A 24224-nucleotide genomic window follows, 5' to 3' on the forward strand; every position below is an offset into this window, starting at 1 on the left:
TGGAACCAGCCACCAGCCTGACGCATTGACCATGGCGAAACCGGCAGCTTTATCAGCCCTGCGTCTCGCCCCGGTGCTGGGCGCCTTGGCGATGATCGGGCCGTTCTCGATCGACACCATCTTCCCGGCGTTTCCGCGCATCGGCGCGCAGTTCGGCGCCGACAAACTGGCGATGCAGCAGACCATCAGCGCCTATCTGTTCGCCTACGCGCTGATGAGCATCGCGCACGGCCCGCTGTCCGATGCCTTGGGACGACGACGGGTGATTCTCGCCGGGCTGGCGATGTTCGGGTTGGCGTCGGTGGGCTGCGCGCTATCGACCAGCCTGCCGATGTTGCTGGCGTTCCGCGTGCTGCAGGGCTTGTCGGCGGGCGTGGGCTTGATCGTCGGGCGTGCAGTGATCCGCGACGTGCTGCATGGTCACGATGCGCAACGGTTGATGAGCCAGGTGTCGATGATCTTCGGCATCGCCCCGGCGATCGCGCCGTTGGTCGGTGCATGGTTGCTCGGCTGGTCGCGCTGGCCGGCGATTTTCTGGTTCCTCGCGGTGTTCGCGTTGGTGTTGAGCGCTGCCGTGGTGTGGCGATTGCCGGAAACCCATCCAATCGAATCGCGGCAACCATTGCGCGTTGCGCCGATGGTGCGTGGTTACTGGGCGATGTTGCGCGATCCGCCTTTCCTGCGCCTGGCATTGGCGGGCAGCCTCAATTTCGCCGCGTTGTTCCTCTACATCGCGTCGGCACCGGCGCTGGTGCTTGATCACCTCCGTCTCGGGCAAAACGGCTTCGGCTGGTTCTTCATCCCGATGATCGGCGGGATGATGCTGGGCGCGTTTGTTTCGGGACGATTGGCTGGACGCATGGATGGCACCGCGCAGATCCGCATCGGCTTCGCCTGCTGTATTGCCGCCGCGCTGCTCAATGCGGCATATCACTACGCGGTCGTCGTACCTGCGGTGCTGCCGACGGTGTTGCCGGTGGCATTGAATTCCTTCGGCATCGCGCTTGTGTTCCCGATCCTCACGTTGGCGATCCTCGACATGTTCCCGGCGGTGCGCGGCGCGGCGTCATCGATGCAGGCCTTCATCGGCCTGTTGGCGAATGCACTGGTGGCGGGGCTGGTGTCGCCGTGGTTGAGCGGCGATCTGTTCCATCTCGCATTGGCGGCGGGACTGTTGAGCGTATTGGCATGGCTGTTCTGGCGCTGGGAATATCACCGTCGTTCGCGACCACCACGCACACCGCAGGATGCGGATGAAGCACGCGCGCTGGAGCCGACCAATCCCTGAGCGTGACCTCAGGCGCGACGCCGCATCCACCAGTACACCGGCGCGCCGGCCAACAGCAGTGCCGCACCCCACAGCAGTGCTTCCTGGCCGATACCCGAGATCGCATAGAGCGCGAATGCCAGGCCGATCGCCGCAACCACGCGTCCGCGACGATCACCGCGGCGCAACCACGCGCCGGCGCCCGCCAGGTACGGCAGCAAGGTCGCGGCGGTGGACAGCAGGATCGAGAACGTGAACAACTGCACCAGCGAACGCGTGTAGTTGGCGACGATCAGGAACGTCGACAACAGGCTGCTCGCCACCAGCGCGAAACGCGGCGTGCCGTTCGCGTCCAGGCGTGCGAACGCAGCGGGCAGGAATCCGTCGCGCGCTGCCGCCAACGGCACCTGCGCCGACAACAGCACCCAGCCGTTGAGCGCGCCGAGACATGCCACCGCCATCAACGCGGCGATCGCCACGCCGGCGCCGTTCCCCCACAACTGGCGCGCGGCGTCGGCCATCGGCGCCGATGAATTCCTGAGCAGATCCGGAGCGACGATCCCGGTCACCGCAGTGCAGGCGAGCACGGTCACCACGCCTGCCAGCAGCGCACCGAACACCGTGGCACGCGGAATGGTGCGTTCCGGATTTTCGGTATCGCCGGCCGGAACCGTGGCCGATTCGAATCCGAGCATTGCCCACAGCGTGAGGGCAGCGGTGGCATTGATGGCTGCGGGAAACGACATGCCCACGGGGTGTGTGAACACCAGATTGTGGCGATTGATGAACCAGACCGCGACCAGCGCGAACAACAGCAACGGCACGAATTTCATCGCGGTCAACACGATCTGCGCACGACCGGCCTCGCGGATGCCGGCGAGGTTGATGGCGAGGCACGCCCATAATGCGAACAATGCGCAGGCCGCGGATCGCACCGGCGTCGCCGCGAGTGCAGGGAACAAGGCGCCGACGCTGCCGGCGAACGCCACCGAAATCGCGGCGATGGCGCTCCAGATCGAGACCCAGTAACTCCACGCCACCAGGAATCCGGCAGCATCGCCGAACCCTGCGCGCGCGAACGCATACGGGCCGCCGGTATGCGGCCATTTCATCGCCAGGCGTGCGAACGTCGCCGCCAGCGCCAGCGTGCCGGTCAACGTGATCGCCCAACCGATCAACGCCGTCGCGCCGAACGGTGCCAGCGAGGCCGGCAGCAGGAAGACGCCGCTGCCGATCATGTTGCCGACCACCAACGCGGTGGCCGACCAGATGCCGAGCGCGCGGCGGTTCATCCGCGATACGCCGCGCGCAGCAGTTCGTGGAAATGATGGACGCCGGATTCGCGCAGGGGATTCAGTCGTCCTGCCACATACGATCCCGACGCCAAGCCGCGCTGCACGTCCTCGCAGATGTGGATGTCCTCGTGCTGCACGTCGTCGCTGAAATCGATGTCGGCCTGGCGGCGGGCCGCATCGTCGAGATCGGGCGCATACCAGGTGTCGAATTCGACGCGGCAACGGTCTGGCCCCAACGGCAATATGCGATTCACCTGCAAGCGGCCGGGGAGGATGTTGAGCGTCGTCGTCGGCCACAGCCAGTAGTACAGCGCGTCGCCATTGCCGTAGAGCGAATCGCTGCTTTCCAGCGGACTCCATTGCAGCGAATGCCAGCGCGACAGTTCGGTGCGGTAGCTGCGGTAGTCGAGCAGTCGATTGAGTTCCGGATGCACGTGCGGGACGTGGTAGCCCTCGAGATAATTGTCGACGTAGACCTTCCAGTTGCAATCGATGTCGTAACCGACGCGATGGTGGCCGACGTAGTGTTCCAGCCCGCGATCGGCGCCGATGCGCGCCGCGATGCCAGCCAAGAATTCGTCGAAGTCGGGCGCCTGCGCCGCATCGGGAGTGGCGAACACCAGTCCGTTCCAGACTTTCACCGCGAGCTGCGGCAGGCGGATGTCGCTGACATCGAAGGCCTGCGCATCCTTCATTTCCGGCGCGGAACGCAACTGGCCTTCCAGCGTGTAGGTCCAGCCGTGGTAGCGGCAACGCAACGCCTTCGCGCCAAGTCCGTCGCATTGCGCGATCGGTCCCGCGCGATGGCGGCAGACATTGTGGAAGACGCGGATCTCGCCATCGTCGCCGCGCACCGCGATCACCGGAAGTTGCCCGATCCTGCCGACCACGTGATCGCCGGTATTGGCGAGTTGACTGACGTGGGCGATGAATTGCCAGCTGCGCGCGAAGACCTGCTTGAGGTCGAGGAAGTGACTGTCGCTGCCGCTGTAGTACGGAGCGGGCAGGGCAGTGGCGGTATCGAGGGATTGCGGGGCGAGGTCGGGGTGTGCGCTCATGGGCCGAGTATCGCGCGAAAATTGCCGGGCATGCGTGGTTCTGTTCCCCGCCCCTGGCCGGTCCCGGCGTCGGCAGAAATTTCGACGTGGATACGCGGTGCACTCAATCAGGGTGATGCCCACTCCAATTCCGCAAGGAAGTTTTGCCAGCGACGATTCGAGGCGAAAATTTCACGCTGCTGTTCCATTCGCGCAGCGCAGGATCCCGTGCAACCGGCAACACTATCGCTCGGGATATTCAAGGAGTGGCAGTGGGCCACAGGGAGGTGGCCTGCCGGTGCACTACGCCAGCCGACGTTCCGCAACCACCAGCCCGCGTTGTTGCAACCAGCTCCACGCATCTTCCGCATCCTCTTCGACATAGGCGCGCGCGCTGCCGAGTCGAAAGGTGTAGCCCCAGGCGTCCATGTCGGCGAACAGGCGATCGCGACCGTAACCGGGCAATGCCTCGGCCAGCAGCGATTGCAGGACGAGGACCGCATTTTCTTCATCGATGGAATCGGTGGCATCGGTGTGGACGCCGGATCGCCGCTCCGGCGGCAGCACGATCAGGTGCCCGGCTTCGTGCAACAGCGAATGCACCGGCGTGTCGCTGCGCGCGTAGACAGTGTTGCCGACGATGCCGGCTTCGGTGTCGCCCCAATAGGTGCCGGGAATCGCTTCGCCATCGGCGACGCGAACCAGTTCGAGCCGATAGCGGTCGAGCAGCGCCGCACAATCAACCCACTCGATGTCGGCGAGACGGGTGACCGCAGACTCAGGCATCAAATCCCGCGCGCGGGTCCGGCAATTCCACCGAGATGTCGAGCACGTCGTAGTCGCCGTGCTTTTCCTTGGCGACCTTGATCGAGTCTTCCGGCACGTGCACGTACTTGCGGATCACCTCGATCAACTCCTGGCGCAGGCGCGGCAGGAAGTCGGGCGCACCGGCCTCGCTGCGCTGTTCGGCGATGATCACCTGCAGGCGGTTCTTGGCGGTATTGGCCGACTGCGGGCGGGGTTTCAGGAAATCAAAGATGCCCATGCTCAGCCCCCGAAGATCTTGCTGAAGAAGCCCTTCTTCTCCACGGTGGTGAAGCGCATCGGTCGTTCTTCGCCGAGCAGGCGGGCGATGGCATCGTCATAGGCCGCGGCAGCATCGGATTCGGCTTCCAGGATCACCGGCTCGCCCTTGTTGGAGGCGCTCAGCACATCACCGGATTCCGGGATCACGCCGATCGCCTTGAGGCCGAGCACATCCTCGACATCCTTCACGCTGAGCATTTCGCCCTTCTCGACGCGCGTCGGGCTGTAGCGGGTGAGCAACAGCGCTTCCTGCACGCGGCCGCCTTCCTCCGCCTTCTTGGTCTTGGAGGCGAGCAGGCCGAGGATGCGATCGGAGTCGCGCACCGAGGACACTTCCGGGTTCACCACCACGATCGCGCGATCGGCGAAATACATCGCCAGGAACGCGCCTTTCTCGATGCCCGCCGGCGAATCGCAGACGATGTAGTCGAAGCCTTCGCCGTCGAGTTCCTTCAACACCTTCTCGACGCCTTCCTTGGTCAGCGCGTCCTTGTCGCGGGTCTGCGACGCGGCGAGCACGAACAGGCTGTCGAAACGCTTGTCCTTGATCAGCGACTGCTTCAGCGTGGCTTCGCCCTGGACGACGTTGACGAAGTCGTACACCACACGGCGTTCGCAGCCCATGATCAGGTCGAGGTTGCGCAGACCGACGTCGAAGTCGATCACCGCCACTTTCTTGCCGCGCCTCGCGAGTCCGGTTGCGATGCTGGCGCTGGTGGTGGTCTTGCCAACTCCACCTTTGCCTGAAGTGACGACGATGATCTCGGCCAAGGGTTATTCCTCCTGAAATGGGTACGACTGGTGCGCTCAGTCGAGCGCGGCGATCTTGAGTGTTTCATTGTCCAACCACACCTGCACCGGCTTGCCGATCAGATGGGCGGGGGCTTCGTCGGCCACGATGTAGTGTCCGGCGACGGCCACGAGTTCGGCATGGAACTCCTGGCAGAAGATACGCGCCTGGGTGTTGCCCTGGGCGCCGGCCAGCGCGCGTCCGCGCAGCGAGCCATAGATGTGGACGGAGCCGTCGGCCATCACTTCGGCGCCGGCGCCAACGGTGCCGACCACGGTGAGGTCACGCTGTTCGGCATAGACCTGCTGGCCGGAACGCACCGGCGCGGTCATCACCAGGCCGGGGTCGGCGGCGATCGGCGGCGCGGCGGTCGGGGCCGGAGCGGGCGCATTGCGCGGTTGACCAGCCTTCGGCTGTTGTGGAGCGCTCGGTGTCGCTGCTGCAGCCGGAGCGGGCGCAGGGGCGGGAGAGACCGCTTCGCCGCCCGCGCGTTCGTACTGGGCGCGGAATTTGGCGAGGGTGGGCAGGTCCAGCGCCTCGGCGAGACGATCGTTCTCGCTGGTGCCGTAGGCGAGCGCCACCGGAATGACCCCGGCGCCGCGCAAGGCGACAAGCAGGGCGCGGGCCTCGTCCACGGAAGGCAGGTCGGACAATCCGCCAAAATCGACGATCACCGCGGCGCGGCGGAACAATGCCGGCGCGCGTTGCACGCGTTCGCGCATCTCGTCGGCGAGGCGTTCGACCTCAAAGCTGCGGACCCGCAGATTGGCGATGCCGACCTGGCCGATCTTGAGATCGCCGGCCTGCTCGTAGTTCGGGGCTGCATTCATGCGTGCGTCCCCGTGCTGCGCGGGGCAGGCAGGGGCGTGCGCGGGCGACCCACCCACGACGCATCCGGCAATCGCGTGCCGTAGGTCTGGTGGATCCATTGATAGCTGCAGAGGTCGCGGACAAGCATGGACGCCATGGTGCCATCGTCTTGGCGGCGCTGTCCGATTTCCTGGAACCCCAACGCGCCGTGGAACAGCAGCACCGGGTCGGTGCCGTCGCGCATGAAGACTTCGCAGGCCAGTTGCGGATAGCGTTGCTCGGCGTAACTCTGGACGTCGGCGTAGAAGGCGCGGCCGACGCCGCCGCCGCGCCGCTGGCTGGCGACGATGATCCGGTCGATGTAGAGGAACGGGCCGCTGGCGTGCTGGCGGAACCAGTCGAAGTTGCCGCTGTCATGGCCGGAATCGTGGCCAAAGGCGACCAGGAAGCCCGCCAACTGGCCGTTGCGCTCGGCGATGCGGAAATACTCGGCGTCGCGGAAGAAACGCTGCAGGCGCGCCGCATCGAGTGGAAGGATGCCGGGACCCGCCGCGTTGTTCATTGCCAACACCAGTTCAAGCTCGTGCTCTTGCACGTCGCGGATCAACAGCGACATTCCCAACGCTCCAAAGGCAGAAACAACATGGGCGCCGTGGCGCCCCGCGGCATTATCGCATGGCCCGGGAGGCTTGCTTGAATGGCCCGCCTGCCATGACTTCCGGGCTGCGCGCCGGCGCCGGCGACCTCCTAAGATGAATCCATGCTGCAACGCCTCAATCACATTCGCCTGCTGCGCTTCGTCGGCATGTTCACCTGGGCCCTGGTGGGCTGCTGGCTGCTGAATGTCTGGCTGGACCCCGAGTATGTGCGCGAGAGCCTGTTCCTGAAGGAGGGTGAATCCCTGCTGCCGCGAGTGGCGCCGTGGCTGGCCTGTTTCATTGCATTTGGGGCGATCTACTGGTGGCTGACGCGCAAGGAGCATCCGAGCAAGTCGACGATCGTCGATCACCTGCTGCTGCTTGCGATGACGATGTGTGCCGTCGGGGTGACCTATTTTTCGGGAACCGGGCTCGGCAGCATCCTGCTGATGGTGCTGGCCAGCCTGCTGCCGTGGCGGGTACCGGTGCTGGTCGGCCTGCTGTGGATGCTGGCCGGTGACCTGGTCTTCGTGCCGTTCTACGTGACCAGCATGAATTACCCGCTGATCCTGGCCTTCATCCAGTCGCTGTTGTATGTCGGTTTTTCCGGGCTGGTGTTCGCCACGGCGTATGTCGCCAAGGAACAGGTCAACGCCCGCGAGGAACAGCGCCGCATCAACGCCGAATTGCGCGGCACCCGCGCCCTGCTGGCGGAAAGCGCCCGCGTCAACGAACGCACCCGCATCGCCCGCGATCTCCACGACTTGCTCGGGCACCACCTCACCGCACTCAGCATGAACCTGGAAGTGGCCGGGCATCTTGCCGATGGGTCAGCGCAGCAGCACGTGAAACAGGCCCACCAGCTGGCGCGCCTGCTGCTCACCGACGTCCGCGAGGCTGTCAGCCATCTGCGCGAGGGCGGGGCGATCGAGCTGGAGCCGGCGTTGCGCCCGCTCACCGAGCACGTGACCGGAATGACGGTCGAGCTCGACATGGACCCGGGCCTGCGCATCGACGATCCCGAATGCGCGCACGTGCTGCTGCGCTCCACCCAGGAAATCATCACCAATGCCGTCCGCCATTCCGGTGGCGACCGCCTGCACCTGCGCGTGCAGCGCAGCGTCGACGGCATCCGCATCGATGCCGAGGACAATGGTCGCGGCAGCGATTCCGTGGCGACCGGCAACGGCCTCAACGGCATGCGGGAGCGGGTCGCTGCCCATGGCGGCACAATGCGGGTGGAGACAGCCCCCGGGCACGGCTTCCGCCTGTATCTCGATCTTCCCTTGAAACCTCTGCCGCCCTCCACCGTGAGAGACACCGCATGATCCGAATCCTCCTCGTCGACGACCAGACGCTGGTCCGCCAGGGCATCCGTTCGCTGTTGTCACTGCCGGAAGCCAATGGGCTGGAAGTGGTCGCCGAGGCCAGCGACGGCCAGCAGGCGATCGAAATGGTTCCCGAGATCAAGCCGGACCTGGTGCTGATGGACATGCGCATGCCGGTGATGTCGGGGCTGGAGGCGCTGCAGACCCTGTCCCGCCTTGGCCAGTTGCCGCCGACGATCATCCTCACCACCTTCGACGACGACCAGCTGGTGCTGGCCGGGATCAAGGCCGGCGCGCGCGGTTACTTGCTGAAGGACGTGTCGCTGGAACATCTGGTCGGCGCGATCCGCACCGTGGCCGGCGGCGGCTCGCTGGTGCAGCCGGCGGTGACCCAGAAGCTGCTGTCCGGGCTGGAACACATGCAGACCGAGTTCGCCAGCCTCGACCGCCCCGATCCGCTGACCGAGCGCGAGACCGAAATCCTGCGGCTGATGGCGGGTGGTTACTCCAACAAGGAGATCGCCAATACGCTGGGTGTGGCCGAAGGCACCATCAAGAATCACGTCTCCAACATCCTGAGCAAGCTGGGCGTGCGGGATCGCACCCGTGCTGTGCTGAAGGCTCTTGAAGCAAAGTTGGTCTGACAACTGCTCAGGATGTCCGGCCCGGCGCAGTGCGCCGGGCGTTCGCGGTCGAACGGGCCAATGGCCCGCAAGCATCGACCGCTCACCCTCAGCAAGCTGGGCGTGCGGGATCGCACCCGCGCGGTGCTGAAGGCCCTGGAAGCCAAGTTGGTGTGAGAAATCGTTTCCGGACCAACCAATAGCTGCACGCAGGGCGGTCGGTTTGCTACGATGCTGGGCTCGTATCGGCCCGACGGACGCGCTCCGGAGACCTCCTGAATGAAGATGCTTAAAGAGTTGATGATTTCCGTGGCCATTGTGGCCGTGTTCTTCCTGCTGGTGGGCATCGTGCTGCCCTCGCATCGCCATCTGTCGGAAAGCATCGATACCAACCGCAAGCCCACCCTGGTGTACGACACCATCAACGGCTTCGGTCGCTGGAAGGACTGGAACGCAGTGACCGCGCATGATCCGCGCGCGCAGCTCAAGATCAGTGGCCCGGCCGCCGGCGTCGGCGCGCAGATCGATTACGACGGCAGCGGCGTCGGCAAGGGCAGCTGGAAGATCACCGGCTCGCAGACCAACCAGAGCGTCGATTTCGCCATCACCAATGGCGACATGGGCAGCAACAAGAAGTCGGCCATCACGATCAAGCCGGACAAGAGCGAGAAGAACACCACCGTCGTCCAGACCTATGACGTCGACTACGGCTTCAACCTGCTCGGTCGCTACGCCGGCCTGTACGCGGGCAGCTACGCCGGCGAGGACATGAAGGTCGACCTGCGTCGCCTGACCGGCCTGCTGGCCGAGGTGCCGAACCTGGCCTATGACCAGCTGACACCGGCGTTGACCGGCACCAAGTACGCCGAACTGCCGGCCAGCGACGTCATCACCATCAACTCGGGTACGGTGATCAACGACTTCGCGCATGTCTATGACAGCGTCAAGAACAACAACCAGTGGTTGAAGCGCGTGATGGACGCCAACAACCTGGAACCGGCCGGTCCGTTCTACCTGGTGACCGAAGACGTCAACACCGCCAACTACGGTTACAACCTGGTGCAGCCGGTGAAGAAGAAGGGCAGCACCGCCACCACCGGCCTGACCGGCGTGGCCCTGCAGGGCACGGTGAAGTTCGCCACCATCCCGGCGCGCAAGGTGGTGACGACCTCGGTCGCCGCGACCGACTACAACGCGCTGCAGCTGACCCGCGATGCGCTGCGGGCCTGGGCGCTGGTGCATGGCTACCAGATCGCCGACAAGTCGTTCGAGGTCTACAAGGATGGCGTGGACAAGTCGTTCACCGCCGGCGCTGCCAGCTTCGACGTCTACTGGCCGGTCAAGTAATCCGACCAGCCGCAACACAACCGAACGCCGCGCCAGTCGCGGCGTTCGCGTATTTGGGAAGAATGGCCCGGAGTTCGCGATGTCCATGCAGATCGCCATGCACCGTATTCCCTCGGTCGTTGCCGCGTTGATGGCGGCAGCGGGCATCGCGTTGTCGGCCTATGCCGCGCATGCTCCGCTCGACGCCGAAGGCGCCCGGCGCGTCGGCAATGCGGCGCTGTTCCTGCTGGTGCAGGGCGTCGCGGGATCGGTGCTGCTGCCGCAGGCCAGCGGTAGTGGTGAGCGTGGCGCGATCCTGTTGCAGATCGCCGGTTGCCTGGTGTTCTCCATCAGCCTGGTGGCGAAACAGTGGCTGGGCTGGCCGTCCACGCTGGCGCCCGCCGGCGGAATGGCGATGATCGCGGGCTGGTTGTGGTTGGCCGTACGACGGATGTGGAGCTGAGCGATGGCGACGCGTTATTCACGGGGATTCGATATCGATGCGGCGAGCCGCCATCTGCGCAAGGTCGACAAGCCACTGGCGGCGTGGATGCGCAGGATCGGTCCGTTGCCGGAACCGACGGACTGGCGGAAAACATTCGATCCGGTCAACGCGTTGGCGCGCGCGATCCTCTACCAGCAGTTGCACGGCAAGGCCGCGGCGACGATCACCGGCCGCGTCGAGGTGGCGGCCGGCAGTCGTCGTCTCAATGCCGATTCGCTTGGCCGCGTGAACGATGCCGATCTGCGCGCCTGTGGCGTCTCCGGCAACAAATTGCTGGCGCTGCGTGACCTCGCCGAGCGTGAAATGGCCTGCGAGATTCCCGGCGTGCGCCATATGGCGACGATGGACGAGGACGCGATCATCAAGGCGCTGGTGCCGGTGCGCGGCATCGGTCGCTGGACGGTGGAGATGATGCTGATGTTCAAGCTCGGCCGACCCGACGTGTTGCCGATCGATGATTTCGGCATCCGCAAGGGCCACCAGATCCTCGATGGTCTGGAAGAGATGCCATCGCCGAAGGAAACACTGGCCCGCGGTGAAGCCTGGGGCCCATATCGCACTTGGGCCAGTCTGTACCTGTGGAAGATTTCCGATTTCGGAAAAGGTCCAATCCCGCGTTCGCAGAGCACCAAGAAGTAGGTATTGGAACCGGTTTACGCTGCGTGCCAGCGCCAATGCCACGGTTCGTAAACGATGCCGTGCGGGTTGTCGCGCGGATAACTGAGGCGGAAACCGAAATCGCCGGCGTGACCGGATAACCAGTGGAACGCCTTGGTGTGTTCGAACGATTCCTCGGCCGGCGGTTCGCCTTCGGTGCCGATATCCAGCGCATCGCCGCAATGGTGTTCGGAGAAACCAGGTGCGGCATTCACCGCGAGGATCTCGTCGACGCTCAGATCGCGCGCACGTTTGCGGGCGAAGATGCCCATCTGGTAGGCATGACTGCGATAGCCGGAAATGGCATCCAGCGCCACGCCGTCGACGGCTGCAGCGGCCTGCAGTTGGTTCCAAGCGCGTGCGGCGCCGTCACTCAACCACAGCGGGCGACGGTAGCGATCGAAACCCGCCAAGGTCAGTCGCGACGGTTCGGCGACCGGCATCAGTCCCGTGCGCCGCGCGTAATCGTCCGCGTCCAACCCGAGTTGATGCAACCGACGTTCGAGACCGTGCATCGGCAAGACATGCACGGGTGTTTGAATATCGGCGGCGCGAACGAGTGATCGCCAGGTCTCGCTGTTGCGCGAAGAATGGATCGGCGGCAGCGTGTGCAGGTTTCGTCGTGCGTCGACGGTGGCGAGATAGGCGCCGTCGCGATCGCGCACCACCCAATCCGCGGTCGCCAGCGCGCGGGCATCGGCATTGCGGCGCGCGCGCAGCAGCCACGCCGGCCACAGTTCGGCGTCGGCACTGTTGATCAGATGGCGCGGGCGATGGCGCATGGCGAACAGCTTAGCGGTGCGGTGTCGGCGCGGCCAGTGCGTTGAGAGCGTCGAGCAGCTGCTGCGGACGTTCCGGGCTCAGCAGCAGGATGCGGTCACTGCTTTCCGGCAGCACCAGCACGCGCTGGCGATCGGTAAGCAGGCAGAACGCATGCTTGCGATTGCGCAGCAGGAAGCGGCCCGCCTTGAATCCCGGCAATCCATAACCCCCGAGTTTGATCATTGGCGCGAACTCGGTGTGCTCGGCGAGATCAACGATGCGCGCGTTGGCGAGATCCAGCGCATCGATGTCGACGCGGCGGGTGTACATGGTCGCCCGCACGACCAGTTCGCGACCTTCAATCGTGATGCGGCGGCGGTGCAGGGCAAGCAGAAATACCGTGATGATCAGCGCGACGAAGAATGGCGTGACCAGCCACGGCGATGCCGGCAAGTCGTGCTTGTGTGGCAGTAGCAGCCCGAGCGCGATGATGAAGACGCCGATTGCGACCAACGTCAGCCACGAGGCGCGTTGCAGCGGGGCGAGCGGGAAATCCTGGTTGGAACTTGCAGTCGTCATGTCAGTGCGCCTTGATCCAGTCGGCGACATCATTGATGAGTTGCGCATCGACGTGCCCGGGGTTGGCGTATTCGGCGGTCGAAGGCGTTCCCGTTCCGGCGATGCCCATGTGATTCAGCGTCGGATACAGTTTCAGGGTGAAGCGCGCATCGCCAGCGATCGCGCGCTGCCACGTGTGCCAATCCTCCATCGGCACCTGGAAATCGCGGTCGCCGTGCAGCAACAACATCGGCAGCTTCACTGCCTTGCTGTCAGCGAGAGGATCGATCGCGTCGACGCTGCGCCAGTAGCTCGCACGCAGGCCCATCACCTGGTCGTCGGGCTTGGCGTTGCCGCGGATCGCGGCGATGTCGCGTTCGACGCCGGCAATCGCTGCCTGCGTCTGCGGATCATCCTGCTTGCCCTCCAGCTTCGCCATGTAACGCTGCTGGTAGGGAATGATGTCGATCAGCTTGCGCGCCGGGCCAGACAACTGGATCACGCCAGCGACATGGCCGGCCCGTTGCGCGATGCGCGGCGCCAGCATCGCGCCGAGGCTGTGCCCGAACACGAAGATGCGCTTGGGATCGATGCCCGGGGTCGTCGACAACGTCTTGATCGCAGCGACGGCATCGTCGGTGGTCTCGCCGTCGATGGTGATGTCGCCGGAGGCGAAATCGCCCGGTCGCGCCTGCGTGCGTTTGTCATAGCGCAATATGGCGATGCCCTGCGCCGCCAGTCCGCGCGCGATATCGGTGAAGACGTGGTTGGGGCCGATGGTTTCCTCGCGATCCTGCGGCCCCGATCCATGCACCAGCACCACGGCGGGGAAGGGCCCATTGCCCTTGGGCATCGCCAGCGTGCCGCCGAGCGGATGGCCCGGTGCACCGACGGTGATGTCGCGCTCGCTGTAGTTGGCGTCGGCGGGAATCGCTGGAGGCGGCGCGGCCTGTGCCAGCGGCTGCACGAAAAATCCGCTGACCTTGCCCTGCGCGTCTACCGCGACAGCGACCGTCCACGAGGTCGTGCCACGATGCAGCGTCTGCTGGACGACCTGCTTGTCGTTCTGCTGGAACTGGCGCGGCGTGCCGCGTTCGCCTGCGGGTGGCAACGACTGCCACACCGACTTGAGCTTGTCGGCGGGCACATGCAATTGCATGTTGGCATCGAACAACGTTTCGGCCTGATCGTATTGTCCGGCATCGAGGCGATCAAGGAGCAGTGCGGCCACGGTTTTCGGTGTATCGGTGCCGGCAAAGGCGGGCAGGGCGAGGGTGCCGGCGAACGCGAGGGCGGTGATGGAGTCGCGGACAGGTTTCATGCTCATGCCCCGCGCTTGAAGACCATCCGTAACGAACTCGATGGATTGGCTTGGACAGTGTTCACCAGTTCCCAGCCTTGTGGCCCCATGCGGTCGAGCTCTTCCTGCATGCGTTCGGTCAGCTTCCCGCTGAACAACGTGATTTCGATCTCGATGACCTTGTATTGCCAACGACCGCTCATGTTTCTGCTCCCTCATCATTTGTGTGTGACGGCGACTTCAGCCGCCCCGTCTTGCGCAGCGCCTCGCGCAGCAGGTACTCGATCTGCGCGTTGAGGCTGCGCAACTCGTCATCGGCCCAGCGTTGCGTCGCCGCGAGGATCTCGGCGTTGATGCGCAGCGGATAGGCTTTTTTCTCGGCCACGATGGAACTCAGTACAACGTGCCGGCGTTGACGATCGGCTGGGTCGAGCGCTCGCCGCACAACACCACCAGCAGGTTGCTGACCATCTGTGCCTTGCGTTCCTCATCGAGATGAACGACCCCGTTCTTCTGCAATTCGCCCAGCGCCATTTCGACCATGCCGACGGCGCCGGCGACAATCCGCGTGCGTGCGGCGATGATCGCGTTGGCCTGCTGGCGTTGCAGCATCGCCTGGGCGATTTCCGGCGCGTAGGCGAGGTGGCTGATGCGCGCGTCCAGTACTTCCACGCCGGCATCGGCGAGACGTGCCCGCAGTTCATCCTTCAGGTGCTGGCCGACCTCGTTGGCGTGGCTGCGCAGCGCCAGCTGGCCTTCCTCGTGCTGGTCGTAGGGATAGCTGGTGGCCATCGCCCGCAATGCCGATTCCGACTGGATGTGCACGAAGCTTTCGTAATCGTCGACGTTGTACACGGCTTCGGCGCAATCGAACACGCGCCAGACGATCACCGCTGCGATTTCGATCGGGCTTCCGTCAAGCTCGTTGACCTTGAGGCGACTGCTCTCGAAATTGCGCACGCGCTCGCTCACCTTGCGCTTGCCGTAGAACGGGTTGTTCCAGCGCAGGCCGTTCTCCTTCACGGTGCCGACGTACTTGCCGAACAGGCTGAGCACCGCGCCCTGGTTGGGTTCGATCTTGAACAGGCCGGTCAGGGTGAGGAAGGCGGCGATGCCGAGCACGACGCCAGCGACGATACGCCCAGCCGAAGCCACGCCGCCGTCCGGATTGCCGATTCCGGTGATGAACAGCCAGATGGCGACGATGCCCGCCAGCAGGATCGTGAACAGGACTGGGATACCGGGCAGGGACTTGAGGATGCGTTCTTTCATGGGAAATCTCCGTGGATTGATCGGATGATATCAATTTGATATCAAATTGTATGAATGGGACGGCAGTCCGGCCTGACGTGGCCAGCGGACCAGCCGCTAGACTGGCGGCCCCTCCGAAGCCCTTCCACCGATGACCACACTGGGAACACCGTTGACCGCCGAAGCCACGCGGGTGCTGTTGCTGGGATCGGGCGAATTGGGCAAGGAAGTGGCGATCGAGCTGCAGCGGTTGGGCGTCGAGGTGATTGCCGCCGACCGTTATGCCGACGCCCCGGCGATGCAGGTGGCACATCGCAGCCACGTGCTCGACATGCTGGATGGCGAGGCCCTGCGCGCGTTGATCGCGCAGGAACGACCGCACCTGGTAGTGCCCGAGATCGAGGCCATCCACACGCCGACGCTGGTCGAACTCGAGCGCGATGCCGGATTGCGGGTAATCCCGACCGCGCGTGCGGCGTGGCTGACCATGGATCGCGAAGGCATCCGTCGTCTCGCCGCAGAAACGCTGGGCCTGCCGACGTCGCCCTATCGTTTCGTCGACACCCATGCCGATTACCGCGCCGCTGTCGCAGCGTTGGGCCTGCCCTGCGTGGTCAAGCCGGTGATGTCGTCATCGGGCAAGGGCCAGTCGCTGGTGCGCAGCGACGCCGATATCGACGCGGCGTGGGATTACGCGCAAACCGGCGGGCGTGCCGGTGCCGGGCGCGTGATCGTCGAGGGCTTCATCGATTTCGATTACGAGATCACCTTGCTCACGGTGCGTCATGCCGGCGGTACCGCGTTCTGCGCGCCGATCGGTCATCTCCAGCGCGATGGCGATTATCGCGAGAGCTGGCAACCGCAGCCGATGTCGCCGCAGGCGCTGGCGCGCGCGCAGGAGATCGCCGCTGCAGTGTCCGGCAATCTTGGCGGTTGGGGCGTGTTCGGCATGGAATTCTTCGTCAAGGGCGACGAGGTGTGGTTCTCGGAAGTGTCACCGCGCCCGCACGATACCGGCCTGGTCACGCTGGTCTCGCAGGAACTGAGCGAATTCGCGCTGCATGCGCGCGCGATTCTCGGCTTGCCGATTGGCGTCGATGACGATGGCATGATCGCGTGCATCGGTCCGTCGGCATCGTGTGCATTGCTGGCGGAAGGCGAGGGCGTGCCGGTGTTCGCCAATCTCGAGGCGGCGTTGGCGTCGCCGCACAGCGCGTTGCGCCTGTTCGGAAAACCACGCGTGTCGGGACGGCGTCGCGTTGGCGTGACGCTGGCGCGCGCCGGCAACTGCGATGATGCGCGAGCACAGGCGCGCGACGCTGCCGCCGCCATCCACATCAATCTCGATTCAAGCAGCCTCGATTGAAGGAGCCCAGCATGTCCGATCCGATCGGTTACGACGTTTTCCTGTTTCCCAACGCCATCGAGGCGCTGGGCGATGCCGGCAAGCCCTATCTCAAGGATGGTCCGACCGGCACGCACATCGTCTGCAAGGATGTAGATACCTCCGGCGTGCTCACCGAGATGACGCTGGACATGGGCGATGGCAAGGCGATCGCGTTGATGATCCCGACCAACATGGTGCGGATGATCGTGTCGAGTTCGAGCGGCGCAGGATCGTTCGGGTTCGGGCGGCGCGACGCGACGGTGGAGCCGGGAATCCCGCAGCCTTGAGGCAGGCCTCTATCGCTGCCATGCCCGGCCGTCGTAGCGTTCCAGAGGCTGGAAGCGGCGCTTGTAGTCCATCTTCGGATGACCGTCGATCCAGTAGCCGAGGTAGAGATGGCTGCGACCTTCGCGTCGCGCCCACTCGATCTGCTGCAACACCCCGAAAGTGCCGAGCCCGCGTGACACCTCGTCGGGATCGTAGAAGGTGTAGACCGCCGACAACGCATCCTCCAGCACATCGGTGACGGCGACGGCCAGCAGGCGTCCGGGTGCATGGTCGCCCGGCATCCGGAACTCGAGGAAACGCCCCTGCGACCAGCGCCCGATCAGGAAGCCGTCGAAATCGGCTTCGCTGTGATCGTCCATGCCGCCACCGGGATGGCGATGGTGCAGGTAGCGGCGATACAGCGCGAAATGTTCATCCGTGCGTTGGGCCGGCACCACCCGCACTTGCAGGTCGGCATTGCGGGTGAGGCAACGACGCTGGCTGCGGTCGGGATGGAATTCGCCCACCGGCACGCGCACCGCCACGCAGGCGCGACAGGCGACGCAATCGGGACGATAGATCACTTCGCCGGAGCGCCGGAATCCCCATTCCAGCGCCAGTGGATAGGCCTCGGCGCTGCGCGGATCGCGCGGATCGATCAGCAGATCGCGCGCGAAACGATCCGGCCAGTAGCCGCAGGGATGGAACCCGGTGCGGTAGATGCGGAGATCGTCGGACACGCTCATCTCCCCGAGTCTAGCTCGCCAGTGAATCCGGGCGTGGAGACGTCAACCGCGATGGTAGTCGCCGCGTTCTCCGTGCAATCCGATCCGACACAGGAAGATGACGATGAAAAGTTCAACCCCGCTGGTTGTGACGCTGGCTTGTGCGCTGGGTGCCGCTGCCGTGACCGCCATCGCACAGCAGATGCCTTCCGATCCGCCGGCCGCCGCCGCGCAGGGCACCCCGCCACCGGCGCACCCCGACTTCCAGGCGATGCGCAGCAAGCATGCGCAGGAACGGTTCGCCGAGATGGATACGAACCACGACGGCAAGGTCAGCAAGGAAGAGATGCTGGCCTACATGGCGAAGAAGGATGCCGAACGCGCGCAGAAGCGCAGCCAGTTCGTCGACGAGATGTTCAAGCGCCTCGATACCAACGGCGACGGCGCATTGACCCAGGACGAACTGGCGAAAGCCCACGGCCCGGATGGCGGTGCATGGGGTGGCCACAAGGGCCAACGCCCGCACACCGAAATGAAACCGGCTCAGTGACGGAAGAAGAACGTCCACGCCGCCACCGCCGCGCAGAGGATCAGCAACACGATCCGCAGGCGGTTGGCGCGCTGGGCCGACGACTTGCCCGCCACCGGCGCGGCATTGCGTGAATTGAACGTCAGTGGCGCGCTTTCCGGGCTGTTCGCGCGATCGAGCAGCCCGGCTTCGTGCAGCACCTTGCGCGCCTGCGGCAACTGATCGGTGCGCACCACCCACACTTCCGGTTGCGGCGTCTGCCCGCGCGGGTTTTCGCGATAGCTGAAGGCATGGCGATGGGTGCCCTTGTAGGAACGTCCGTTGAGGATGCGCACCTCGATGCCGGCATCTTCCAGCATTTTTGCCACGCCCTCGGCATTCTCGAGGCGGCGACTGGTGAAGACCTGGCGCATCAGCCCATATTCCCGGGTGCGGGGCCGACGCGGATCAGGCCTTCCTGCACGGTGCTCGCGACCAGCTTGCCGCTGCGATCGAAGATCTGGCCGCGGGCAAGTCCACGCGCGTCCTGCACGCTGGGACTGTCGATCGAATAGAGCAACCAGTCGTCGACGCGGAACGGGCGGTGGAACCACAGCGCGTGATCGAGCGAGGCCATCGCCACGTTCGGCTGGTAGTAGCTGATCCCATGCGGAAAGGTCGCGGTGCCGAGCAGATGGAAATCGGAGGCGTAGGCCAGGATCGCGCGATGCAGTTCGGGATCGTCGCCGATGCGTTCGCCCAGGCGGAACCACACTTGCTGGAAGGGCGGGCGCTTTGGCGGATTGAGTTCGTCGCGCGGATAGACGTGGCGGAATTCGAACGGCCCGGCGCGATCCAGCCAGCGCTGCACCTTGGTCGGCAGTTTCGCCAGCGCTTCGGCCGACAGGGGCGGTGCCGGTTCGATGTCTTCCGGTCGCGGCACTTCCGGCATCGACAACTGGTGTTCGGCGCCCGGCTCGGGCTGGTGGAACGATGCCGCGCAGAAGAAGATCACCTTGCCGTGCTGGATCGCGGTGACGCGACGCACCGAGAAACTGCCGCCGTCGCGGGTGCGATCGACCTGGTAGACGATCGGCGCGTCGATGTCGCCGGCGCGCAGGAAATACGCGTGCAGGGAATGGGCGGCGCGGTGGCTGCTGTCGCTGTCCACCGTGGCCTGTGCGGCCGACAGTGCCTGGCCCAGCACTTGCCCGCCGAAGACGTATTTGGTGCCGATGTCACGGCTCTGGCCGCGGAAGAGATCATCTTCCAGCTGTTCCAGTTTGAGGAGTTCGACGAGTTCGTGGACGGGCGACGTCATGCGTGATGCTCTGTTGCGATGCGTCAATTATAGGGAATCGGGCTTGGTTCCGACCGGAATCCGCCGCAATGCCACCGCGGCCTCGATGCGTTGCCAGGGAAAATGCGGCCCGGGGTCGCGCTTGCGATGCACCAGCCGCGTCGGGTCGTCGCTGGATGGAACCATATCGGTATCGAGATCTTCGTGGCCGGCGATCCACTGCAGTCGCGGCAGGCGCTGCTGCAGGTCACGCAACAGATCGATCAATGCGACGACCTGTGCATCGGTATATGGTTCATCCATCGCCTGGTGGCGCGAATCCATCCAGTCCGGCCAGCGCCCGCGATTGACCAGCTCGATACCGATGCTGCGCGGGTTCCAGCCACGGGTGTGGTGGGCGACGCGGCCATCGTCCACCCATTGGTGCAGGCTGCCGTCGCGGTCGATGTAGTAGTGGCCGCTGTTGCCGGTATCACTGTCGGCGTAGTGGATTTTTTCACCGAACTCGCGTGCGCTGGCGAGGTCGGGCAGTTCGGTGCAGTGGATCACCACGGTGTCGATGTCCGACAACTCGCGCGGCGTCAATCGCGCCTCATAGGGCAGGGCATTGCGATCAATGGCGAACGGCGTCGGCATGGCCGGATGCTAGCATCACCATATTGTTTCCAGCGGACCACAGCGCGAATGAAAGGCCATTGCATCCTCTCCCACGGTTTCGAAAGCGGGCCGGATGCGACCAAGGTCACCGCGTTGACGGAGGCCGCCGAAGCGCTGGGCTGGAGCCACGAACGCCCCGATTACACCGATCTCGATGCGCGTCGCGATGTCAGCGAACTCGGCGATGTCCCGGCGCGGATGCAACGATTGCTGGCGCGCATCGATGCAGCGCCTGCCGGGCCGGTGGTATTGGCGGGATCGAGCCTCGGTGCCTACATCTCGGGATTCGCCAGCCTGCAACGCCCGGTGCGCGCGCTGTTCCTGATGGCGCCGCCGATCCAACTGGGGCCAGCGCCGCGTCTCGATGCTGCCGCCGTTCCGCTGTCGATCCTGCATGGTTGGGATGACGAACTGATTCCCGCCGCCGAAGTGGTAGCGTGGGCACATCCGCGGCGTGCGCGCCTGTTGCTGGTCGACGATTCGCACCGATTGAGCGCCCATGTCGACACCTCGCGCGATGCCTTCGCCGAACTGTTGCGCACGCTGTGAGCGAATCGCATTTCTTCGCCAGTTGCGCCCGCGGGCTGGAATATCTCCTCGTCGATGAACTGACGGCACTGGGCTGCAAGGCCACCGCGGCCACCGCCGGTGTCAACGTACGCGGCACCCAGCTAGACGCGCAACGCGCATTGCTGTGGTCGCGACTGGCCAGCCGCGTGCTGTGGCCGATCGCGGAATTCGCCTGCGCGGATGAAGCCGCTTTGTATGCCGGCGCACTGGACACCGACTGGACATTGCACCTGTACGCGCGCCAGACCTTTGCGATCGATGCGCATGTCTCGGGCGAGGGCATCAGCCATGGTGGTTTCGCTGCGCTGCGACTGAAGGACGCGATGGTCGACCGTTACCGACAGGAACGCGGTGAACGTCCCGATGTCGATACCGCAGCGCCCGACGTGCGTTTCAACCTGGTGGTCCGCAAGGGTCGCGCGGTCGTCTCGATCGATCTTGGTGGCGCCATGCATCGTCGCGGTTGGCGCGGCGAGCAGGGGACGGCACCATTGAAGGAAACGCTGGCAGCAGCGGTGCTGTCGCGTGGACGCTGGCCGCGGATCCATGGCGATGGCGGCGGATTGTTCGATCCGATGTGCGGCAGCGGCACCTTGCTGATCGAAGGCGCATTGATGGCCGCCGATGTCGCGCCGGGACTGCAGCGCCACGGCGAGGCATTGCCGACGGCATGGCCCGGATTCGATGCGGCAGCGTGGCAGGCCTTGCGCAACGAAGCAGCGCAACGCGCGCAGGCGGGATTGGCGGCATTACGCGCGGTCTTCCATGGTCGCGATATCGATGCCGCGGCTATCCGCAATGCGCGTGCGAATGCCATGGACGCAGGTGTCGCCGACGCGATCGACTTCGCGGTCGCCGATGTCCGCGATGGATTCCAGGCGCCGGAAGCGAATGGACTGGTTGTGTCCAATCCACCCTACGACGTGCGCCTTGCCACCGGCAGCGATCTCTATGCCGCGCTGGGCAATGCGCTGAAACGCACGGTCCCGGCGTGGAGTGCCAGCCTGCTCTGCGGCGATGAAGCATTGGCGCGTGCCACTGGTCTGCGCGGGCGCAAGCTCTACACGCTCTACAACGGTGCGCTGGAGTGCGCGTTGCTGGTGTGCGAGCGCATCGCGCCGGAAGCATCCGCGGAAGCGCGCGAGTTGAACGAAGGCGCGCAAATGGTCGCCAATCGCCTGCGCAAGACCTTGAAGCAGGCGCGTACTTGGCGCGAGCGCGAGGGCATCACCTGCTGGCGCGCCTACGACGCCGACATTCCCGAATATGCCGCTGCCATCGACGTCTATACCGATGCCGACAACGATGAGCGCTGGCTGCATGTGCAGGAATACGCCGCTCCCGCCGATATTCCCGAAGCGTTGGCGCGGCGTCGCCTCGGTGACCTGCTGACGGCGGCCCGCGAAGTCTTCGGTCTCCCGCGCGAACGCGTGGCGTTGAAAACGCGGCGGATCGGCAAGGGTGGCAGCAAATACGGCCAGTTCGACCAGCGCGGCGAACACCTGGTCGTGCGTGAAGGTCAGGCGCGGCTGCGGGTCAACCTGTACGACTATCTCGATACCGGCCTGTTCCTCGACCATCGACCGTTGCGCGCGCGCATCCATGCCGAAGCACGCGACAAGCGCTTCCTCAACCTGTTCGGCTATACCGGCGTGGCGACGTTGCAGGCGGCGCTGGGCGATGCTTCAGCCACCACGACTGTCGATCTGTCGGCGACCTATCTTGGCTGGCTGGCCGACAACCTGCGCGAGAACGGCATTGCTGGCGCGGCCCACCAGTTGGTGCAAGCCGACGCGCTGGAATGGTTGCGGCGCGAGCGTGGCCAGTTCGATTTGATCTTCTGCGACCCGCCGACCTTCTCCAATTCCAAGCGTGCGCAGGATTTCGATATCCAGCGCGAACACGTCGAACTGCTGCGCTTGGCGATGGCGCGACTGGCGCCGGGTGGCGTGCTGTATTTCTCCAACAATTCGCGGCGCTTCAAGCTCGATACCGAAGCTGTTTCCGAGTTCGCCGAAGTCGAGGACATCACCGCAAGCACGATCCCGCCCGATTTCGCTCGCAATCCGCGCATCCATCGCGCGTGGCGCTTGCGCCCGCGCTGAATCTCAGCGGATCGCGACCGGGGCGATCTTCAGCGCCGAGATCTCGCCGAAGGCGCGTTGCAATCCGGTGGCGTCGTTGGCGCGCACGACCATTTGCAGCGTCGAGCCGTCATCCAGTTTCACCAGTGACTCGCGCACCTGCAGATCGGGATTGCCGGCCAGCGACGAGCGATACCACTGCAGTGATTGACCATCGAAGCTGCTGACATCGGCGCTGTTGCGGCGGTCCGGGTTGAAGGTCGGCTTGCGGGTGAAGGTGAGGGCGAAGGCATCGCTGCCGTCATCGCGCACGGCACGACAGAACAGCAGCGAGTCACTCTGGATTTCCTGCCAGACCAAGCCGCTGTTGGCGGGCAAGGTAGGGCATTTGCTCCCCGATTGCGCCGATACCGCACCGGACCACGTCAGCAGGATGGCCACAACGGATCGAAAAACGGCGCGCATGGAATTCCCCCAAGTAATGATTCAACTCTCAGTTATCAGGGATTCGATGTCATGTCAATCGTGGGAAAAGCCCTTGTTTCAAGCGTCGAGACGAACTGTGGCGCGAGCCGGGGAACTGCGCGTGACCGCTTGCAGAAACGGAGTGTGATCGATGACGCGGATCGACTTCGGATCGGTGTCGGTGTGCAGGGGCATGGCCCGCGACTGGCCATCTTTGTTCATGTAACTGAAGGCGGCATCGTCGGCGCCGGTCCCAAGCACGAGGCCGCACGTTCACCCGGCTTCAGGGCGATGGCGCCGCTCGTCGCGACGCGAGGCCAGCCGGTCGGCGAGTCGGGTCGGTTCCGGCAAGCGATAGTGGGTAGCGAAGCGCATCACCAGTTCCGGCGCCGCGGCCATCGACACGCGATGTCCGGGCGAGACGATCAGCGGCAGGCAGCCCGGTTTGCTCCGCAAGATCCAGCCGATCTGTTCGCCCTTGTCGCGCAGTGGCGTATGCGCACCACGGGTGTCGTGCAGCGGTCGCGCTGCGCCGACCAATACAGATTTGGCGACGCCGATGGACGGCAGTCCGGTGATCACCCCGAAGTGTGCGGCGATCCCGAGGCGACGCGGATGGGCGATGCCGTGTCCGTCGATCATCACCAAGTCCGGTGTTCGCGCCAGCGCTTCCAGCGCCGGCAGCAGTGCCGGCAATTCGCGGAACGACAGCAGTCCGGGGATGTAGGGCATCCGCGTCGGAATCCTGACGATCTGTTGATCGATGACCTCGAGCGTATCGGCATCCAGCAATACCGCCGCCGCGCGGGTGATTGCGCCGTCCTTCTCGAATCCGACATCCAGTCCGGCAACCGTGCGCAACGGGCGCGGGAAGTCGTCGCGCACGATCACGCCTTTGGCCAGCTCGCGTTGCAGTTCGCGCGCGGCCTGCACGTCGCCGTTCCATTCGGGTATCGCCAACATCCCGAGCCACTATGTGCGGAAAGAATTCAGGGTGCCACAAGCCGCGTTATGGCGGGTATGCTGCG

At 64.9% G+C, this 24224-nt stretch carries 30 protein-coding genes; 11 read left to right on the forward strand and 19 right to left on the reverse strand.

Annotated elements, in window-relative coordinates; translation table 11 throughout:
• Positions 1–25: 25 nt before the first annotated feature.
• Positions 26–1288, forward strand: coding sequence for a multidrug effflux MFS transporter (locus Lysil_RS06740; RefSeq protein WP_425477135.1), 1263 nt, complete (start codon positions 26–28; stop codon positions 1286–1288).
• Positions 1289–1296: 8 nt separating this feature from the next.
• Here Lysil_RS06740 and Lysil_RS06745 read toward each other — a convergent pair whose 3' ends face one another.
• The 7 genes from Lysil_RS06745 to Lysil_RS06775 all read right to left on the reverse strand — a co-directional run bounded on the left by Lysil_RS06745 (position 1297) and on the right by Lysil_RS06775 (position 6901).
• Positions 1297–2559, reverse strand: coding sequence for an amino acid permease (locus Lysil_RS06745; protein ID WP_103074720.1), 1263 nt, complete (start codon positions 2557–2559; stop codon positions 1297–1299).
• Positions 2556–3620, reverse strand: a complete 1065-nt coding sequence (locus Lysil_RS06750; RefSeq protein ID WP_103074721.1) for an aromatic ring-hydroxylating oxygenase subunit alpha — start codon at positions 3618–3620, stop codon at positions 2556–2558. Before Lysil_RS06750 ends, Lysil_RS06745 begins: the two co-directional genes overlap by 4 nt.
• Positions 3621–3902: 282 nt before the next feature.
• Positions 3903–4385 carry a hypothetical protein gene (locus Lysil_RS06755; RefSeq protein WP_103074722.1) on the reverse strand — a complete coding sequence of 161 codons (483 nt, stop codon included), beginning with the start codon at positions 4383–4385 and terminating at the stop codon, positions 3903–3905.
• A complete protein-coding gene (gene minE / locus Lysil_RS06760) occupies positions 4378–4644 on the reverse strand; it encodes a cell division topological specificity factor MinE (protein ID WP_103074723.1) in 267 nt (88 codons plus the stop codon). The genes Lysil_RS06755 and minE overlap by 8 nt, the downstream gene beginning before the upstream one ends.
• Before the next feature lie 2 nt (positions 4645–4646).
• Positions 4647–5456: a septum site-determining protein MinD gene (gene minD / locus Lysil_RS06765; protein ID WP_103074724.1), complete on the reverse strand. Its 810-nt coding sequence runs from the start codon at positions 5454–5456 to the stop codon at positions 4647–4649.
• A 36-nt stretch (positions 5457–5492) separates the two neighbouring features.
• Complete coding sequence (minC, locus tag Lysil_RS06770; protein ID WP_103074725.1) at positions 5493–6305, reverse strand: septum site-determining protein MinC; 813 nt, start codon at positions 6303–6305, stop codon at positions 5493–5495.
• A complete protein-coding gene (locus tag Lysil_RS06775) occupies positions 6302–6901 on the reverse strand; it encodes a GNAT family N-acetyltransferase (RefSeq protein ID WP_103074726.1) in 600 nt (199 codons plus the stop codon). The genes minC and Lysil_RS06775 overlap by 4 nt, the downstream gene beginning before the upstream one ends.
• A gap of 144 nt (positions 6902–7045) precedes the next feature.
• On the opposite strand from Lysil_RS06775, the gene Lysil_RS06780 reads away from it, so the two are divergent.
• The 5 genes from Lysil_RS06780 to Lysil_RS06805 all read left to right on the forward strand — a co-directional run bounded on the left by Lysil_RS06780 (position 7046) and on the right by Lysil_RS06805 (position 11344).
• Positions 7046–8251 (forward strand): sensor histidine kinase, encoded by a 1206-nt coding sequence (locus Lysil_RS06780; RefSeq protein WP_103074727.1) that lies wholly within the window; start codon positions 7046–7048, stop codon positions 8249–8251.
• Positions 8248–8895 carry a response regulator gene (locus tag Lysil_RS06785; protein ID WP_103074728.1) on the forward strand — a complete coding sequence of 216 codons (648 nt, stop codon included), beginning with the start codon at positions 8248–8250 and terminating at the stop codon, positions 8893–8895. Before Lysil_RS06780 ends, Lysil_RS06785 begins: the two co-directional genes overlap by 4 nt.
• Positions 8896–9153: 258 nt before the next feature.
• On the forward strand, positions 9154–10221 hold the full coding sequence (locus tag Lysil_RS06795) for an SRPBCC family protein (RefSeq protein WP_129588377.1): 1068 nt from the start codon (positions 9154–9156) through the stop codon (positions 10219–10221).
• Between the two features lie 79 nt (positions 10222–10300).
• Complete coding sequence (locus Lysil_RS06800; protein ID WP_103074731.1) at positions 10301–10663, forward strand: DUF423 domain-containing protein; 363 nt, start codon at positions 10301–10303, stop codon at positions 10661–10663.
• A 3-nt stretch (positions 10664–10666) separates the two neighbouring features.
• The gene (locus Lysil_RS06805) at positions 10667–11344 is read left to right on the forward strand and encodes a DNA-3-methyladenine glycosylase family protein (RefSeq protein ID WP_103074732.1); all 678 of its coding nucleotides are present in this window, start codon (positions 10667–10669) and stop codon (positions 11342–11344) included.
• 14 nt (positions 11345–11358) lie between these two features.
• Here Lysil_RS06805 and Lysil_RS06810 read toward each other — a convergent pair whose 3' ends face one another.
• The 6 genes from Lysil_RS06810 to Lysil_RS06835 are packed head-to-tail and all read right to left on the reverse strand — an operon-like array spanning position 11359 to position 15254.
• Positions 11359–12144, reverse strand: a complete 786-nt coding sequence (locus tag Lysil_RS06810) for a M15 family metallopeptidase (protein WP_103074733.1) — start codon at positions 12142–12144, stop codon at positions 11359–11361.
• A gap of 10 nt (positions 12145–12154) precedes the next feature.
• On the reverse strand, positions 12155–12703 hold the full coding sequence (locus Lysil_RS06815) for a PH domain-containing protein (protein WP_165782407.1): 549 nt from the start codon (positions 12701–12703) through the stop codon (positions 12155–12157).
• A 1-nt stretch (position 12704) separates the two neighbouring features.
• On the reverse strand, positions 12705–14003 hold the full coding sequence (locus Lysil_RS06820) for an alpha/beta hydrolase family protein (RefSeq protein WP_103074735.1): 1299 nt from the start codon (positions 14001–14003) through the stop codon (positions 12705–12707).
• Positions 14004–14005: 2 nt separating this feature from the next.
• Positions 14006–14185, reverse strand: coding sequence for a DUF4177 domain-containing protein (locus Lysil_RS06825; RefSeq protein ID WP_103074736.1), 180 nt, complete (start codon positions 14183–14185; stop codon positions 14006–14008).
• Positions 14182–14367: a type II toxin-antitoxin system antitoxin gene (locus Lysil_RS06830; RefSeq protein WP_103074737.1), complete on the reverse strand. Its 186-nt coding sequence runs from the start codon at positions 14365–14367 to the stop codon at positions 14182–14184. Before Lysil_RS06830 ends, Lysil_RS06825 begins: the two co-directional genes overlap by 4 nt.
• A gap of 8 nt (positions 14368–14375) precedes the next feature.
• Positions 14376–15254: an SPFH domain-containing protein gene (locus tag Lysil_RS06835; protein ID WP_103074738.1), complete on the reverse strand. Its 879-nt coding sequence runs from the start codon at positions 15252–15254 to the stop codon at positions 14376–14378.
• Between the two features lie 130 nt (positions 15255–15384).
• Between Lysil_RS06835 and purT the strand changes: the two genes are divergently transcribed.
• Both purT and Lysil_RS06845 read left to right on the forward strand, forming a co-directional pair.
• Entirely contained in the window at positions 15385–16599 is a 1215-nt protein-coding gene (purT, locus tag Lysil_RS06840) for a formate-dependent phosphoribosylglycinamide formyltransferase (protein WP_103074739.1), read from the forward strand.
• A gap of 11 nt (positions 16600–16610) precedes the next feature.
• On the forward strand, positions 16611–16907 hold the full coding sequence (locus Lysil_RS06845; RefSeq protein WP_103074740.1) for a hypothetical protein: 297 nt from the start codon (positions 16611–16613) through the stop codon (positions 16905–16907).
• Positions 16908–16916: 9 nt separating this feature from the next.
• On the opposite strand, the gene Lysil_RS06850 is transcribed toward Lysil_RS06845, so the two are convergent.
• Complete coding sequence (locus Lysil_RS06850) at positions 16917–17633, reverse strand: arginyltransferase (RefSeq protein ID WP_103074741.1); 717 nt, start codon at positions 17631–17633, stop codon at positions 16917–16919.
• A 103-nt stretch (positions 17634–17736) separates the two neighbouring features.
• Between Lysil_RS06850 and Lysil_RS06855 the strand changes: the two genes are divergently transcribed.
• Positions 17737–18162, forward strand: a complete 426-nt coding sequence (locus Lysil_RS06855) for an EF-hand domain-containing protein (protein ID WP_165782408.1) — start codon at positions 17737–17739, stop codon at positions 18160–18162.
• On the opposite strand, the gene Lysil_RS06860 is transcribed toward Lysil_RS06855, so the two are convergent.
• The 3 genes from Lysil_RS06860 to Lysil_RS06870 are packed head-to-tail and all read right to left on the reverse strand — an operon-like array spanning position 18156 to position 20056.
• Positions 18156–18554, reverse strand: coding sequence for a putative signal transducing protein (locus tag Lysil_RS06860; RefSeq protein WP_103074743.1), 399 nt, complete (start codon positions 18552–18554; stop codon positions 18156–18158). The two genes, Lysil_RS06855 and Lysil_RS06860, sit on opposite strands and share 7 nt — an antisense overlap.
• On the reverse strand, positions 18554–19441 hold the full coding sequence (tesB, locus tag Lysil_RS06865) for an acyl-CoA thioesterase II (protein ID WP_103074744.1): 888 nt from the start codon (positions 19439–19441) through the stop codon (positions 18554–18556). Before tesB ends, Lysil_RS06860 begins: the two co-directional genes overlap by 1 nt.
• Positions 19442–19468: 27 nt before the next feature.
• Positions 19469–20056 carry an N-acetylmuramoyl-L-alanine amidase gene (locus Lysil_RS06870; RefSeq protein WP_103074745.1) on the reverse strand — a complete coding sequence of 196 codons (588 nt, stop codon included), beginning with the start codon at positions 20054–20056 and terminating at the stop codon, positions 19469–19471.
• Between the two features lie 48 nt (positions 20057–20104).
• Here Lysil_RS06870 and Lysil_RS06875 point away from each other — a divergent pair, with 48 nt between their 5' ends.
• Entirely contained in the window at positions 20105–20626 is a 522-nt protein-coding gene (locus Lysil_RS06875; protein ID WP_103074746.1) for an alpha/beta hydrolase, read from the forward strand.
• Positions 20623–22752, forward strand: a complete 2130-nt coding sequence (rlmKL, locus tag Lysil_RS06880) for a bifunctional 23S rRNA (guanine(2069)-N(7))-methyltransferase RlmK/23S rRNA (guanine(2445)-N(2))-methyltransferase RlmL (RefSeq protein ID WP_103074747.1) — start codon at positions 20623–20625, stop codon at positions 22750–22752. Before Lysil_RS06875 ends, rlmKL begins: the two co-directional genes overlap by 4 nt.
• A 3-nt stretch (positions 22753–22755) precedes the next feature.
• Here the strand turns inward: rlmKL and Lysil_RS06885 are convergent, their stop codons facing one another.
• Entirely contained in the window at positions 22756–23109 is a 354-nt protein-coding gene (locus tag Lysil_RS06885) for a hypothetical protein (protein WP_103074748.1), read from the reverse strand.
• A gap of 360 nt (positions 23110–23469) precedes the next feature.
• Positions 23470–24159 carry a deoxyribonuclease V gene (nfi, locus tag Lysil_RS06895; protein ID WP_103074750.1) on the reverse strand — a complete coding sequence of 230 codons (690 nt, stop codon included), beginning with the start codon at positions 24157–24159 and terminating at the stop codon, positions 23470–23472.
• Positions 24160–24224 lie beyond the last annotated feature (65 nt).

Origin of the sequence: Solilutibacter silvestris (genome assembly GCF_002895945.1) — a bacterium.
Classification (GTDB): Bacteria; Pseudomonadota; Gammaproteobacteria; order Xanthomonadales; family Xanthomonadaceae; genus Solilutibacter; species Solilutibacter silvestris.

Coding starts and splice junctions, on each gene's coding strand:
- nfi (WP_103074750.1), bottom strand. CDS start 24,159: ATGTTGGCGATACCCGAATGGAACGGCGACGTGCAGGCCGCGCGCGAA.
- tesB (WP_103074744.1), bottom strand. CDS start 19,441: ATGACGTCGCCCGTCCACGAACTCGTCGAACTCCTCAAACTGGAACAG.
- Lysil_RS06775 (WP_103074726.1), bottom strand. CDS start 6,901: ATGTCGCTGTTGATCCGCGACGTGCAAGAGCACGAGCTTGAACTGGTG.
- Lysil_RS06815 (WP_165782407.1), bottom strand. CDS start 12,703: ATGACGACTGCAAGTTCCAACCAGGATTTCCCGCTCGCCCCGCTGCAA.
- Lysil_RS06780 (WP_103074727.1), top strand. CDS start 7,046: ATGCTGCAACGCCTCAATCACATTCGCCTGCTGCGCTTCGTCGGCATG.
- Lysil_RS06870 (WP_103074745.1), bottom strand. CDS start 20,056: ATGCCGACGCCGTTCGCCATTGATCGCAATGCCCTGCCCTATGAGGCG.
- Lysil_RS06875 (WP_103074746.1), top strand. CDS start 20,105: ATGAAAGGCCATTGCATCCTCTCCCACGGTTTCGAAAGCGGGCCGGAT.
- Lysil_RS06850 (WP_103074741.1), bottom strand. CDS start 17,633: ATGAGCGTGTCCGACGATCTCCGCATCTACCGCACCGGGTTCCATCCC.
- Lysil_RS06745 (WP_103074720.1), bottom strand. CDS start 2,559: ATGAACCGCCGCGCGCTCGGCATCTGGTCGGCCACCGCGTTGGTGGTC.
- Lysil_RS06810 (WP_103074733.1), bottom strand. CDS start 12,144: ATGCGCCATCGCCCGCGCCATCTGATCAACAGTGCCGACGCCGAACTG.
- minE (WP_103074723.1), bottom strand. CDS start 4,644: ATGGGCATCTTTGATTTCCTGAAACCCCGCCCGCAGTCGGCCAATACC.
- Lysil_RS06860 (WP_103074743.1), bottom strand. CDS start 18,554: ATGCGCCAGGTCTTCACCAGTCGCCGCCTCGAGAATGCCGAGGGCGTG.
- purT (WP_103074739.1), top strand. CDS start 15,385: ATGACCACACTGGGAACACCGTTGACCGCCGAAGCCACGCGGGTGCTG.
- Lysil_RS06845 (WP_103074740.1), top strand. CDS start 16,611: ATGTCCGATCCGATCGGTTACGACGTTTTCCTGTTTCCCAACGCCATC.
- Lysil_RS06820 (WP_103074735.1), bottom strand. CDS start 14,003: ATGAAACCTGTCCGCGACTCCATCACCGCCCTCGCGTTCGCCGGCACC.
- minC (WP_103074725.1), bottom strand. CDS start 6,305: ATGAATGCAGCCCCGAACTACGAGCAGGCCGGCGATCTCAAGATCGGC.
- Lysil_RS06750 (WP_103074721.1), bottom strand. CDS start 3,620: ATGAGCGCACACCCCGACCTCGCCCCGCAATCCCTCGATACCGCCACT.
- Lysil_RS06800 (WP_103074731.1), top strand. CDS start 10,301: ATGTCCATGCAGATCGCCATGCACCGTATTCCCTCGGTCGTTGCCGCG.
- Lysil_RS06795 (WP_129588377.1), top strand. CDS start 9,154: ATGAAGATGCTTAAAGAGTTGATGATTTCCGTGGCCATTGTGGCCGTG.
- Lysil_RS06785 (WP_103074728.1), top strand. CDS start 8,248: ATGATCCGAATCCTCCTCGTCGACGACCAGACGCTGGTCCGCCAGGGC.
- Lysil_RS06835 (WP_103074738.1), bottom strand. CDS start 15,254: ATGAAAGAACGCATCCTCAAGTCCCTGCCCGGTATCCCAGTCCTGTTC.
- Lysil_RS06825 (WP_103074736.1), bottom strand. CDS start 14,185: ATGAGCGGTCGTTGGCAATACAAGGTCATCGAGATCGAAATCACGTTG.
- Lysil_RS06855 (WP_165782408.1), top strand. CDS start 17,737: ATGAAAAGTTCAACCCCGCTGGTTGTGACGCTGGCTTGTGCGCTGGGT.
- Lysil_RS06755 (WP_103074722.1), bottom strand. CDS start 4,385: ATGCCTGAGTCTGCGGTCACCCGTCTCGCCGACATCGAGTGGGTTGAT.
- Lysil_RS06805 (WP_103074732.1), top strand. CDS start 10,667: ATGGCGACGCGTTATTCACGGGGATTCGATATCGATGCGGCGAGCCGC.